Below are 14,003 nucleotides of genomic sequence, written 5' to 3'. Positions count from 1 at the left end.
TCATGGCTGATTACCAGGGTAAAAAAGTCGTCATTATCGGTCTGGGGTTGACCGGACTGTCCTGCGTGGATTTCTTCCTGGCGCGTGGCGTGACGCCGCGCGTAATGGATACCCGTGCGACGCCGCCTGGTCTGGATAAATTACCGGAAGCGGTTGAGCGTCATGTTGGTAGCCTGAATGATGACTGGCTGCTGGCTGCCGATCTCATCGTCGCCAGCCCTGGTATTGCCCTGGCGCACCCTTCGTTGAGCGCTGCTGCTGATGCAGGGATTGAAATTGTTGGCGACATTGAGCTGTTCTGCCGCGAAGCGCAGGCGCCGATCGTCGCGATCACCGGTTCAAACGGTAAAAGTACCGTCACGACGCTGGTTGGCGAAATGGCGAAAGCTGCCGGCGTGAACGTGGGGGTTGGCGGAAATATCGGCTTACCCGCGTTGATGCTGCTGGATGACGAACGCGAGTTGTATGTTCTCGAGCTGTCGAGCTTCCAACTGGAAACAACCTCCAGTTTACAGGCCGTGGCGGCCACCATTTTGAACGTCACCGAAGATCATATGGACAGGTATCCGTTTGGCTTGCAGCAGTACCGTGCGGCCAAACTGCGTGTCTATGAGAATGCGAAAGTGTGTGTGGTCAATGCTGATGATGCGCTGACCATGCCGATTCGCGGGGCGGATGAGCGCTGCGTGAGCTTTGGCATCAATATGGGTGACTATCATCTCAATCGTCAGCAGGGTGAAACCTGGTTGCGGGTGAAGGGTGAAAAAGTCCTGAACGTGAAAGAGATGACGCTTACCGGCCAGCATAACTATACCAACGCCCTGGCGGCGCTGGCGCTGGCGGATGCTGCGGGTCTGCCGCGGGCGTCCAGCCTGAAAGCGCTGACTACCTTTACCGGTCTGGCGCATCGTTTCCAGTTGGTACTGAATCATAACGGTGTGCGTTGGATCAACGATTCAAAAGCCACCAACGTCGGCAGCACCGAAGCGGCACTGAATGGTCTGCACGTTGAGGGTACGCTGCACCTGCTGCTGGGCGGTGACGGGAAGTCCGCCGACTTTATGCCGCTGCAACGTTACCTGACTGGCGACAACATTCGTCTGTACTGCTTTGGTCGCGATGGCGCACAGCTTGCCGCTCTGCGTCCTGAGGTTGCGGAACACACTGAAACCATGGAGCAGGCAATGCGTCTGCTCGCACCGCGTGTGAAGTCGGGTGATATGGTGCTGCTGTCGCCAGCCTGTGCCAGCCTTGACCAGTTCAAGAACTTTGAGCAACGTGGTGACGTCTTTACCCGTTTGGCGAAGGAGTTGGGTTGATGCGCTTCTCTCTCCCTCGTCTGAAAATGCCGCGCGTACCGGGACTGGGTGTCCTGGCGTGGATCTTCGCGGCACTTAAAGGCTGGGTGATGGCTTCGCGTGATAAAGACGCGGACAGCCTGATCATGTATGACCGCATGCTGCTGTGGCTGACTTTTGGTCTGGCAGCGATCGGTTTTGTGATGGTGACATCGGCATCGATGCCCGTAGGGCAACGCCTGGCAGGCGATCCCTTCCTGTTCGCTAAACGTGACGCGCTGTATATTTTCCTCGCGTTCTGTCTGGCGATGGTGACGCTACGTCTGCCGATGGAGTTCTGGCAAAAGTACAGCACGACGATGCTGATCGCCTCGATCATCATGTTGTTGATCGTTCTGGTGGTGGGGAGCTCCGTTAACGGGGCATCGCGCTGGATCGCGCTGGGTCCACTGCGTATTCAGCCTGCGGAATTCACCAAGCTGTCGCTGTTCTGTTATCTCGCCAACTACCTGGTGCGTAAAGTCGATGAAGTGCGTAACAACCTGCGCGGCTTCTTAAAACCGATGGGTGTGATTCTGGTGCTGGCAATCTTGCTGCTGGCGCAGCCTGACCTTGGTACGGTAGTGGTGCTGTTTGTCACGACGCTGGCGATGCTGTTTCTCGCTGGGGCGAAACTGTGGCAGTTCATTGCCATTATCGGTATGGGGATTTCGGCGGTAGTGCTGCTGATCCTTGCCGAACCGTATCGTATTCGCCGCGTAACCTCCTTCTGGAACCCATGGGAAGATCCGTTTGGCAGCGGCTACCAGTTAACGCAATCGCTGATGGCTTTTGGTCGCGGTGAGATTTGGGGGCAGGGGTTAGGTAATTCGGTGCAAAAACTGGAGTATTTACCGGAAGCGCACACCGACTTCATCTTCGCCATCATTGGGGAAGAGCTGGGTTATATCGGTGTGGTATTGGCACTTTTAATGGTATTCTTCGTCGCTTTTCGCGCGATGTCGATTGGCCGCAAAGCGCTGGAAATTGACCACCGTTTTTCAGGCTTTTTAGCCTGCTCCATCGGGATTTGGTTTAGCTTCCAGGCGCTGGTAAACGTCGGTGCGGCAGCTGGTATGCTGCCAACCAAAGGTCTGACGTTACCGCTGATCAGTTATGGTGGTTCCAGTTTGTTGATTATGTCGACGGCCATCATGTTTTTGTTACGTATTGATTATGAAACGCGTCTGGAAAAAGCCCAGGCGTTTACACGAGGTGCACGATGAGTGGTCAACCGAAGCGGTTAATGGTGATGGCAGGCGGTACCGGCGGGCATGTGTTCCCGGGGCTGGCGGTCGCGCATCATTTAATGGCTCAGGGCTGGCAAGTTCGTTGGCTGGGCACCGCCGATCGTATGGAAGCGGACTTAGTGCCGAAGCATGGCATTGAAATTGACTTTATTCGCATCTCCGGTTTGCGTGGCAAAGGTGTCAACGCTCTGCTTGCCGCCCCCGTGCGTATTTTTAATGCCTGGCGTCAGGCGCGGGCCATCATGAAGCAGTTTAAGCCTGATGTGGTGCTGGGTATGGGCGGCTACGTGTCCGGCCCTGGCGGTCTGGCAGCCTGGTCATTAGGCATTCCGGTTGTACTGCATGAGCAGAATGGCATTGCGGGATTAACCAACAAGTGGCTGGCGAAAATTGCCACTACGGTGATGCAGGCTTTTCCTGGCGCTTTCCCGAATGCGGAAGTGGTGGGTAACCCGGTACGCACCGACGTTCTGGCGCTGCCGTCGCCCGAAGTACGTCTGGCAGGGCGTGAAGGCCCGGTTCGCGTGCTGGTCGTCGGGGGGTCTCAGGGTGCACGCGTATTGAACCAGACGATGCCGCAGGTTGCCGCAGAGCTTGGTGACGCGGTGACTATTTGGCATCAGAGCGGCAAAGGTGCGCAGCAAACCGTTGAACAGGCATATGCTGACGCTGGACAACCGCAGCACAAGGTCACTGAGTTTATTGATGATATGGCAGCCGCCTACGCGTGGGCGGATGTCGTAGTTTGTCGCTCAGGTGCGCTGACGGTAAGTGAAATTGCTGCCGCAGGTTTGCCTGCGCTGTTTGTGCCTTTCCAGCACAAAGATCGACAGCAGTACTGGAATGCGCTGCCGCTGGAGAAAGCGGGCGCCGCCAAAATTCTTGAGCAGCCGCAGTTTACTGTGGATGCCGTCGCTAACACCCTTTCCGGGTGGTCGCGAGAAACCTTATTAACCATGGCAGAACGTGCGCGCGCCGCATCCATACCGGATGCCACAGAGCGTGTTGCTAATGAAGTGAGCCGGGCTGCCCGGGCGTAATTGTGGTGATGCCTTTTGCATCGCATGAACTAAGAAGTTAATGGCTAAAGAATGAATACACAACAACTGGCAAAACTGCGTTCCATAGTGCCCGAAATGCGTCGCGTTCGGCACATTCACTTTGTCGGCATCGGTGGTGCTGGTATGGGCGGTATTGCCGAAGTTTTGGCCAACGAAGGTTATCAGATCAGCGGTTCTGACCTGGCGCCGAATCCGGTGACTCAGCAGTTGACGAATCTGGGCGCCACGATTTTCTTCAACCATCGCCCGGAAAACGTGCGTGATGCGAGCGTGGTGGTGGTATCCAGCGCCATTTCTGCGGATAACCCGGAAATTGTTGCGGCGCATGAAGCACGTATTCCGGTGATCCGTCGTGCTGAAATGTTGGCTGAATTAATGCGTTTTCGTCACGGTATCGCCATTGCCGGGACGCATGGTAAGACAACGACGACTGCAATGGTCTCCAGTATCTACGCGGAAGCGGGGCTGGATCCGACGTTTGTCAACGGCGGTCTGGTGAAGGCTGCAGGCGTCCATGCGCGTCTGGGTCATAGCCGTTATTTAATTGCGGAGGCGGATGAGAGCGATGCGTCGTTCCTACATTTGCAGCCGATGGTGGCGATTGTTACCAATATCGAAGCCGATCATATGGATACCTACCATGGCGACTTCGAAAATTTAAAGCAGACGTTTATTAATTTCCTGCATAACTTACCGTTTTATGGTCGTGCGGTGATGTGCGTTGACGATCCGGTGATCCGCGAGTTGTTGCCGCGCGTCGGTCGTCAAACCACAACCTATGGTTTCAGCGATGATGCTGATGTGCGCGTTGAAGATTACCAGCAGATTGGTCCACAAGGGCACTTCACGCTGCTGCGTCAGGGGATGGCCGATTTACGTGTGACATTGAACGCACCGGGCCGTCACAATGCGCTGAACGCGGCGGCGGCGGTGGCAGTTGCAACAGAAGAAGGCATTGAAGACGACGCAATTCTGCGCGCGCTGGAAAGTTTCCAGGGCACCGGACGCCGTTTTGACTTCCTCGGCGAATTTCCGCTTGAGCCGGTAAACGGTAAAGCCGGGACGGCGATGCTGGTTGATGATTATGGCCATCACCCAACGGAAGTGGATGCCACGATTAAAGCTGCACGCGCGGGCTGGCCGGACAAAAATCTGGTAATGCTGTTCCAGCCGCACCGCTTTACGCGTACACGCGATCTATATGACGACTTTGCCAACGTGCTGACTCAGGTCGATGCGCTGTTGATGCTGGATGTATACGCCGCGGGTGAAGCCGCGATTCCGGGGGCTGACAGCCGCTCGCTGTGCCGTACGATCCGTGGTCGCGGTAAGATCGACCCGATTCTGGTATCCGATCCGGCTCAGGTGGCAGACATGCTGGCGCCGGTATTAACCGGCAACGATCTGATTTTGGTGCAGGGCGCTGGAAATATCGGCAAAATCGCGCGTTCCTTAGCTGAAATCAAACTGAAGCCGCAAAACCCGGAGGAAGAACAACATGGCTGATAAAATCGCGGTCCTGTTAGGAGGAACCTCCGCAGAGCGTGAAGTTTCGCTGAATTCCGGCGCGGCCGTACTGGCAGGGTTACGTGAAGGTGGCGTCGATGCCCATCCGGTTGACCCTAAAGAGATTGATGTCACTCTTCTGAAATCTATGGGTTTTCAGAAGGTGTTTATTGCGCTGCACGGTCGTGGCGGGGAAGATGGCACGTTGCAGGGCATGCTGGAGCAAATTGGCCTGCCATATACCGGCAGCGGCGTCATGGCGTCCGCAATTTCGATGGACAAACTGCGCAGCAAGCTGCTGTGGCAGGGCGCAGGTTTACCCGTCGCGCCCTGGGTTGCATTGACCCGCTCTGAGTTCGAAAAAGGTCTTAGCAATGAATCGGTTACAAAAATTTCTGCGTTAGGTTTGCCGCTGATTGTGAAGCCAAGCCGTGAAGGCTCCAGCGTAGGGATGTCAAAAGTTGAAGAAGAAAATGCTTTGCAGGGTGCATTAGCATTGGCTTTTCAGCATGATGAAGAAGTACTGATCGAAAAATGGCTCAGTGGCCCGGAATTTACAGTTGCGATACTTGGTGAAGAAATTTTACCGTCAATACGTATCCAACCCGCGGGAACCTTCTATGATTATGAGGCGAAGTATCTCTCTGATGAGACACAATATTTCTGCCCTGCAGGTCTGGAGGCCGAACAAGAGGCCCGTTTGCAGGAATTAGTCCTGAAAGCATGGACCGCATTGGGCTGTAAAGGTTGGGGTCGCATTGACGTCATGCTGGACAGCGATGGCCAGTTTTATCTGCTGGAAGCGAATACCTCTCCGGGTATGACCAGCCACAGCCTGGTGCCGATGGCGGCACGTCAGGCTGGCCTGAGCTTCTCGCAGTTGGTGGTAAGAATTCTGGAGTTGGCGGACTGATATGTCGCAGGCTGCGCTGAACACGCGAAACGGTGATGAAGAAGAAGTAAACTCCTCACGCCGCAATAATGGAACGCGTCTTGCAGGAATACTGTTCCTGCTGACAGTGCTGTGCACCGTGTTTGTCAGCGGCTGGGTAGTGTTGGGGTGGATGGAAGATGCGCAGCGGTTGCCATTGTCAAAGCTGGTGTTAACCGGCGAACGGCATTACACGCGCAATGACGATATTCGTCAGTCCATTCTGGCTCTGGGCGCTCCGGGAACCTTTATGACTCAGGATGTGAACATCATTCAGAGTCAAATTGAACGTCTCCCCTGGATTAAACAGGCGAGCGTCAGAAAGCAATGGCCCGATGAATTGAAGATTCATCTGGTTGAATATGTGCCCATTGCGCGTTGGAATGACCAGCATATGGTGGATGCCGAAGGCAATACGTTCAGCGTCCCAACCGGTCGGGCCAATAAGCAGGTATTACCTATGTTGTACGGACCGGAAGGCAGCGCAAGTGAAGTGTTGCAAGGGTTCCGTGATATGGGGCAGGTGCTGGCTAAGGATAGATTCACCCTGAAGGAAGCGGCGATGACCGCTCGTCGTTCCTGGCAGTTGACGCTGAATAACGATATTAAGCTCAATCTGGGCAGGGGCGATACGATAAAACGTTTGGCTCGCTTTGTGGAACTCTACCCGGTTTTACAGCAGCAGGCGCAAACCGATGGCAAACGGATTAGCTACGTTGATTTGCGTTATGACTCAGGAGCGGCAGTAGGCTGGGTTCCCTTGCCTCCTGAGGAATCTAATCAGCAACAGAATCAGGCACAGGCAGAACAACAATGATCAAGGCGACGGACAGAAAACTGGTAGTTGGACTGGAGATTGGCACCGCGAAGGTAGCCGCTTTAGTAGGGGAAGTTCTGCCCGACGGTATGGTCAATATCATTGGCGTGGGCAGTTGCCCATCGCGAGGTATGGATAAAGGCGGGGTGAATGACCTTGAGTCAGTGGTGAAGTGCGTACAGCGCGCCATTGACCAGGCTGAACTGATGGCAGATTGCCAGATTTCCTCGGTGTATCTGGCACTTTCCGGTAAACATATTAGCTGTCAAAATGAAATTGGTATGGTGCCCATTTCCGAAGAGGAAGTGACGCAGGAAGATGTGGAAAACGTGGTACATACGGCAAAATCCGTACGCGTTCGCGATGAACATCGTGTTCTGCACGTTATTCCGCAGGAATACGCCATTGACTACCAGGAAGGCATTAAAAATCCGGTAGGTCTTTCCGGCGTACGTATGCAGGCAAAAGTCCACCTTATTACCTGCCACAACGACATGGCGAAGAACATTGTCAAAGCTGTTGAACGTTGTGGTCTGAAAGTTGACCAACTGATTTTTGCCGGGTTGGCAGCCAGTTATTCCGTGTTGACGGAAGATGAACGTGAGCTGGGTGTCTGCGTGGTGGATATTGGTGGTGGTACAATGGACATCGCCGTTTATACTGGCGGGGCGTTGCGCCACACTAAAGTTATCCCTTATGCAGGGAATGTAGTGACCAGTGATATCGCGTATGCCTTTGGTACGCCGCCGAGCGATGCTGAAGCCATTAAAGTGCGCCATGGCTGTGCGCTGGGGTCCATCGTGGGTAAAGACGAAAGCGTTGAAGTGCCAAGCGTAGGTGGTCGTCCACCGCGCAGCCTGCAACGTCAGACCCTGGCAGAAGTCATTGAGCCGCGTTATACCGAGCTGCTCAACCTGGTCAACGAAGAAATTTTGCAATTACAAGAACAGCTTCGCCAGCAGGGTGTGAAACATCATCTGGCGGCGGGGATTGTGTTAACCGGTGGTGCTGCGCAAATTGAAGGTCTTGCGGCCTGCGCACAGCGCGTGTTCCATACGCAAGTACGTATTGGCGCGCCGCTGAATATCACTGGTCTGACGGATTATGCTCAGGAGCCGTATTATTCAACGGCAGTGGGGCTGCTTCACTACGGAAAAGAATCCCATTTGAGTGGTGAGGCTGAAGTAGAAAAACGCGTAACGGCATCAGTTGGCTCGTGGATCAAACGACTCAATAGCTGGCTGCGAAAAGAGTTTTAATTTTTAAAGAGACCAACGCACATTAACGGTCTCAGGCGACAGGCACAACGGAGAGAGAAACTATGTTTGAACCTATGGAACTTACCAATGACGCGGTGATTAAAGTCATCGGCGTCGGCGGCGGTGGCGGTAATGCCGTTGAACACATGGTGCGCGAGCGCATCGAAGGTGTTGAATTCTTCGCAGTGAATACCGACGCTCAGGCGTTGCGTAAAACGGCGGTTGGACAGACCATTCAGATTGGTAGCGGCATCACCAAAGGTCTGGGCGCGGGTGCGAACCCGGAAGTCGGCCGTAATGCGGCAGACGAAGATCGTGAAGCTCTGCGTGCAGCGCTTGACGGGGCAGACATGGTGTTTATCGCAGCAGGCATGGGCGGCGGTACCGGTACCGGTGCAGCGCCAGTGGTTGCTGAAGTAGCAAAAGATTTAGGTATTCTGACCGTTGCTGTCGTGACTAAGCCTTTCAACTTTGAAGGCAAGAAGCGTATGGCATTCGCGGAGCAGGGTATCACCGAGCTGTCCAAACATGTGGACTCTCTAATTACTATTCCGAATGACAAACTGCTGAAAGTACTGGGTCGCGGTATCTCCCTGCTGGATGCGTTTGGCGCAGCTAACGACGTGCTGAAAGGCGCGGTTCAGGGTATCGCTGAACTGATTACTCGTCCGGGCCTGATGAACGTCGACTTTGCAGACGTGCGCACCGTGATGTCCGAAATGGGCTACGCGATGATGGGCTCCGGCGTGGCGAGCGGTGAAGACCGTGCAGAAGAAGCGGCTGAAATGGCTATCTCTTCTCCGCTGCTGGAAGACATCGATCTGTCCGGCGCACGCGGTGTGCTGGTCAACATTACTGCGGGCTTCGACCTGCGTCTGGATGAGTTCGAAACCGTGGGTAACACCATCCGTGCCTTTGCATCGGATAACGCGACCGTGGTAATCGGTACCTCTCTGGACCCGGATATGAACGACGAACTGCGTGTGACCGTTGTTGCGACTGGAATTGGTATGGACAAGCGTCCTGAAATCACTCTGGTAACCAACAAGCAGGTACAGCAGCCGGTAATGGATCGTTACCAGCAACACGGCATGGCGCCGTTGACGCAAGAACAGAAGCCGGTAGCGAAAGTGGTTAACGACAATACGCCGCAAACCACTAAAGAGCCGGATTATCTGGATATCCCTGCATTCCTGCGTAAGCAAGCTGATTAAGAATTAGCTGGAATTTGGGAATCTGCGCTCTTTGTGCTAAACTGGCCCGCCGAATGTATAGTACACTTCGGTTGGATAGTTAATTTGGCGAGATTATACGATGATCAAACAAAGGACACTTAAACGTATCGTTCAGGCGACTGGCGTCGGTTTACATACCGGCAAAAAAGTCACGCTGACGCTACGCCCTGCGCCGGCCAACACCGGGGTCATCTATCGTCGCACCGACTTGAATCCTCCGGTAGATTTCCCGGCCGATGCCAAATCTGTGCGTGATACCATGCTCTGTACGTGTCTGGTCAATGAGCATGATGTGCGGATTTCAACCGTAGAGCACCTGAATGCTGCTCTAGCGGGCTTAGGTATCGATAACATTGTTATTGAAGTTAACGCCCCGGAAATCCCGATCATGGATGGTAGTGCTGCTCCATTCGTATACCTGCTGCTCGATGCGGGTATTGAAGAACTGAACAGCGCTAAGAAATTTGTTCGCATCAAAGAGACCGTTCGTGTCGAAGATGGCGATAAGTGGGCTGAATTCAAACCGTTTAATGGTTTCTCGTTGGATTTTACCATCGACTTTAACCATCCAGCGATTGATGCCAGCACGCAGCGCTACGCGATGAACTTCTCTGCAGATGCGTTCATGCGTCAGATCAGCCGTGCGCGTACTTTCGGCTTCATGCGTGATATCGAATATCTGCAGTCCCGTGGCCTGGCCTTGGGCGGCAGCTTCGATTGTGCCATCGTTGTTGACGATTATCGCGTATTGAACGAAGACGGTCTGCGTTTTGAAGACGAATTCGTTCGTCACAAAATGCTCGACGCGATTGGTGACTTGTTCATGTGTGGTCACAACATTATTGGTGCATTCACCGCGTATAAATCCGGTCATGCATTGAATAACAAACTGTTGCAGGCGGTCCTGGCAAAACAGGAAGCCTGGGAATATGTGACCTTCCAGGACGATGCAGAACTGCCTCTGGCGTTCAAAGCACCTTCGACCGTACTGGCATAACGACATACGCTGTCGTATAAATTCGACTGGTAAATCTGGCACTCTCTCCGGCCAGGTGAGCCAGTCGTTTTTTTATGTACTCATTAGCGCAGCCTTTTCCAACGCAAATATTTCCCTGCCACTAGGTTAAAATAGTGTGCGATCGCTGCTTTCTTGAGCATATTTACCCATGGCCGGTTGTCATTACTGCTGTGGAGCGTACGCTTTAATGATAAGATTCGTGCGCAAAAAAATGTTTTGCATTCGTAACCCCAAACGCAGGGTATATCAGGTGGCAAAAACGTGAGTGGAATACTGACGCGTTGGCGACAGTTAGGCAGACGGTACTTCTGGCCGCATCTCCTGTTGGGGATGGTCGCGGCGAGTTTTGGCCTGCCCGCGCTCGGTAATGCTGCTGAACCCAATACCCCCGCGAAGGCGACCGCCAGCAATCACGATCAATCCGCTAAAGTTAACTTTAGCCAGCTTGCTTTGCTGGAAGCGACTAATCGCCGCCCAAATTTTACCGTCGATTACTGGCATCAACATGCCATTCGTACGGTTATCCGCCATCTTTCTTTTGCCATGGCGCCTCAGGCGTTGCCTGTTGCCGAAGAGCCGTTGCCAATCCAGGCACACCATCTTGCGTTACTGAATACGCTCAGCGCGATGCTGACGCAAGAAGGCACTCCGCCCGCGACAGTAAGTCGCGTGACATACGCCCACTTTACTTCTCAGGCCGCATTTAGCGTTCCGGTCTGGATCAGCCAGCTGCAGGGTATCCGCGCTGGTCCTCAACGCCTCAGCTAAAAAAGAACCTTCCAACTTATAATTTTTGACTCCGCATCGCGGGGCGTTTGAGATTTTATTATGCTAATCAAATTATTAACCAAAGTATTCGGTAGCCGTAACGAGCGTACGCTGCGTCGTATGCGTAAAGTGGTCAATGTCATCAACGCAATGGAACCGGAGATGGAAAAACTCTCCGATGATGAACTGAAAGCGAAGACCGCTGAATTCCGCGCCCGTCTGGAAAAAGGTGCCAGCGTTGAGAGCCTGATCCCGGAAGCGTTCGCAGTGGTGCGTGAAGCGAGTAAACGCGTGTTCGGTATGCGCCACTTCGACGTTCAGCTGCTGGGCGGTATGGTGCTTAACGATCGCTGCATCGCGGAAATGCGTACTGGTGAAGGTAAAACCCTGACCGCGACGCTGCCAGCCTACCTGAACGCATTAAGCGGGAAGGGCGTACACGTGGTTACCGTGAACGACTACCTGGCTCAGCGTGATGCCGAAAATAACCGCCCGCTGTTTGAATTCCTCGGCATGACCGTTGGTATCAACATGTCTGGCCTGCCAGCGCCAGCCAAGCGTGAAGCCTACAACGCCGATATTACTTACGGTACCAACAACGAATACGGCTTTGATTACCTGCGCGACAACATGGCGTTTAGTCCGGAAGAACGTGTTCAACGTAAACTGCACTATGCGCTGGTCGATGAAGTTGACTCCATCCTGATCGATGAAGCGCGTACGCCGCTGATCATTTCCGGCCCGGCTGAAGACAGCTCGGAAATGTATAAAAAAGTGAACAAAATCATCCCACACCTGATCCGTCAGGAGAAGGAAGATTCCGACACGTTCCAGGGGGAAGGCCACTTCTCTGTTGATGAGAAAGCGCGCCAGGTTAACCTGACCGAACGTGGTCTGGTACTGATTGAAGAGTTGTTGGTTAACGAAGGCATTATGGATGAGGGCGAGTCTCTGTACTCTCCAGGCAACATTATGCTGATGCACCACGTGACTGCCGCACTGCGTGCGCACGTGCTGTTTACCCGCGATGTTGACTACATCGTGAAAGACGGCGAAGTTATCATCGTTGATGAACACACCGGCCGTACAATGCAGGGGCGTCGCTGGTCTGATGGTCTGCACCAGGCTGTTGAAGCTAAAGAAGGCGTAGAGATCCAGAACGAGAACCAGACGCTGGCATCTATTACCTTCCAGAACTACTTCCGTTTGTACGAAAAACTGGCCGGTATGACCGGTACAGCAGATACCGAAGCCTTTGAATTTAGCTCCATCTACAAGCTGGATACCGTAGTTGTACCAACTAACCGTCCGATGATCCGTAAGGATTTACCGGATCTGGTGTACATGACCGAAGCGGAAAAAATTCAGGCGATCATTGAAGATATTAAAGAGCGTACCGCAAATGGCCAGCCGGTGCTGGTGGGTACTATCTCCATTGAAAAATCTGAAGTGGTCTCTAACGAGCTGACCAAGGCAGGCATCAAACATAACGTTCTGAACGCCAAGTTCCATGCCAGCGAAGCGGATATCGTCGCACAGGCGGGTTACCCGTCTGCCGTGACAATCGCTACTAACATGGCGGGTCGTGGTACCGATATCGTGCTGGGTGGTAGCTGGCAGGCGGAAGTTGCCGAGCTGGAAAACCCAACTCCGGAACAAATCGCGCAGATCAAAGCCGAGTGGCAGGTTCGCCATGACGCGGTATTAGCTGCTGGTGGTTTGCATATTATCGGTACTGAGCGTCACGAATCTCGCCGTATCGATAACCAGCTGCGTGGTCGTTCTGGTCGTCAGGGGGATGCGGGTTCTTCTCGTTTCTATTTGTCGATGGAAGATGCGCTGATGCGTATTTTTGCCTCTGACCGCGTGTCCGGCATGATGCGTAAACTGGGTATGAAGCCTGGTGAAGCCATTGAACACCCATGGGTGACCAAAGCAATTGCTAACGCGCAGCGTAAAGTGGAAAGCCGCAACTTCGATATTCGTAAGCAGTTGCTGGAATATGATGATGTTGCCAACGACCAGCGTCGTGCTATCTACACCCAGCGTAACGAACTGCTGGACGTAACTGACGTTAGCGAAACCATTAACAGCATTCGCGAAGACGTCTTCAAAGCGACTATTGATGCCTATATTCCGCCGCAGTCTCTGGAAGAAATGTGGGATATTCCGGGTCTGCAGGAACGTCTGAAAAACGACTTCGATCTGGATATGCCGATTTCAGAGTGGCTGGATAAAGAACCTGAGCTGCACGAAGAAACGCTGCGCGAACGTATTCTGGCAAACGCAGTAGAAGTTTATCAGCGCAAAGAAGAAGTTGTGGGCGCGGAGATGATGCGTCACTTCGAAAAAGGCGTGATGCTGCAAACGCTCGACTCTTTGTGGAAAGAGCACCTGGCTGCGATGGATTACCTGCGTCAGGGTATCCACCTGCGTGGTTATGCGCAAAAAGATCCGAAGCAGGAATACAAGCGTGAATCCTTCTCTATGTTTGCATCAATGCTGGAATCTCTGAAGTACGAAGTGATCAGCACTCTGAGCAAAGTTCAGGTGCGTATGCCTGAAGAAGTAGAAGCGATGGAGCAGCAGCGTCGCGAAGAAGCTGAGCGTTTAGCGCAGATGCAGCAGTTGAGCCATAAAGGTGATGATTCTGCTGCGGCAGAAGAGCTGGCGGCACAAACCGGCGATCGTAAAGTGGGTCGTAACGATCCGTGTCCTTGCGGTTCCGGCAAGAAATACAAACAGTGTCATGGCCGTCTGAGCTAAGAAAATAACTTATTGAAAAGGCGCAGACTTCTGCGCCTTTTTTATGGACGATGAA

Annotated in this window: 11 protein-coding genes; all 11 read left to right on the top strand. The window is 53.4% G+C overall.

What is annotated here, in order from left to right; translation table 11 throughout:
• Window positions 1–2: 2 nt before the first annotated feature.
• Window positions 3–1,319 carry a UDP-N-acetylmuramoyl-L-alanine--D-glutamate ligase gene (murD, locus tag GUC46_RS19840; RefSeq protein WP_016149555.1) on the top strand — a complete coding sequence of 439 codons (1,317 nt, stop codon included), beginning with the start codon at window positions 3–5 and terminating at the stop codon, window positions 1,317–1,319.
• On the top strand, window positions 1,319–2,563 hold the full coding sequence (gene ftsW / locus GUC46_RS19835; protein ID WP_003018770.1) for a cell division protein FtsW: 1,245 nt from the start codon (window positions 1,319–1,321) through the stop codon (window positions 2,561–2,563). The genes murD and ftsW overlap by 1 nt, the downstream gene beginning before the upstream one ends.
• Window positions 2,560–3,627, top strand: coding sequence for an undecaprenyldiphospho-muramoylpentapeptide beta-N-acetylglucosaminyltransferase (gene murG, locus GUC46_RS19830; RefSeq protein WP_003018767.1), 1,068 nt, complete (start codon window positions 2,560–2,562; stop codon window positions 3,625–3,627). Before ftsW ends, murG begins: the two co-directional genes overlap by 4 nt.
• A 51-nt stretch (window positions 3,628–3,678) precedes the next feature.
• On the top strand, window positions 3,679–5,154 hold the full coding sequence (murC, locus tag GUC46_RS19825) for a UDP-N-acetylmuramate--L-alanine ligase (protein ID WP_003018763.1): 1,476 nt from the start codon (window positions 3,679–3,681) through the stop codon (window positions 5,152–5,154).
• Entirely contained in the window at window positions 5,147–6,067 is a 921-nt protein-coding gene (locus GUC46_RS19820) for a D-alanine--D-alanine ligase (RefSeq protein WP_003837439.1), read from the top strand. Before murC ends, GUC46_RS19820 begins: the two co-directional genes overlap by 8 nt.
• 1 nt (window position 6,068) lies before the next feature.
• The gene (ftsQ, locus tag GUC46_RS19815) at window positions 6,069–6,902 is read left to right on the top strand and encodes a cell division protein FtsQ (protein ID WP_003018758.1); all 834 of its coding nucleotides are present in this window, start codon (window positions 6,069–6,071) and stop codon (window positions 6,900–6,902) included.
• Window positions 6,899–8,161 carry a cell division protein FtsA gene (gene ftsA / locus GUC46_RS19810; protein ID WP_003018755.1) on the top strand — a complete coding sequence of 421 codons (1,263 nt, stop codon included), beginning with the start codon at window positions 6,899–6,901 and terminating at the stop codon, window positions 8,159–8,161. Before ftsQ ends, ftsA begins: the two co-directional genes overlap by 4 nt.
• Window positions 8,162–8,223: 62 nt before the next feature.
• The gene (gene ftsZ / locus GUC46_RS19805; protein WP_003018753.1) at window positions 8,224–9,375 is read left to right on the top strand and encodes a cell division protein FtsZ; all 1,152 of its coding nucleotides are present in this window, start codon (window positions 8,224–8,226) and stop codon (window positions 9,373–9,375) included.
• Between the two features lie 100 nt (window positions 9,376–9,475).
• Window positions 9,476–10,393 (top strand): UDP-3-O-acyl-N-acetylglucosamine deacetylase, encoded by a 918-nt coding sequence (lpxC, locus tag GUC46_RS19800; protein WP_003018750.1) that lies wholly within the window; start codon window positions 9,476–9,478, stop codon window positions 10,391–10,393.
• A 282-nt stretch (window positions 10,394–10,675) separates the two neighbouring features.
• Complete coding sequence (gene secM / locus GUC46_RS19795) at window positions 10,676–11,182, top strand: secA translation cis-regulator SecM (RefSeq protein ID WP_003018748.1); 507 nt, start codon at window positions 10,676–10,678, stop codon at window positions 11,180–11,182.
• Between the two features lie 60 nt (window positions 11,183–11,242).
• Window positions 11,243–13,948: a preprotein translocase subunit SecA gene (gene secA / locus GUC46_RS19790; RefSeq protein ID WP_003018746.1), complete on the top strand. Its 2,706-nt coding sequence runs from the start codon at window positions 11,243–11,245 to the stop codon at window positions 13,946–13,948.
• Window positions 13,949–14,003: the final 55 nt, after the last annotated feature.

This window comes from Citrobacter sp. LUTT5 (genome assembly GCF_009905315.1).
Lineage (GTDB): Bacteria > Pseudomonadota > Gammaproteobacteria > Enterobacterales > Enterobacteriaceae > Citrobacter > Citrobacter freundii.
This window is presented reverse-complemented; position numbering and strand designations above follow the sequence as displayed.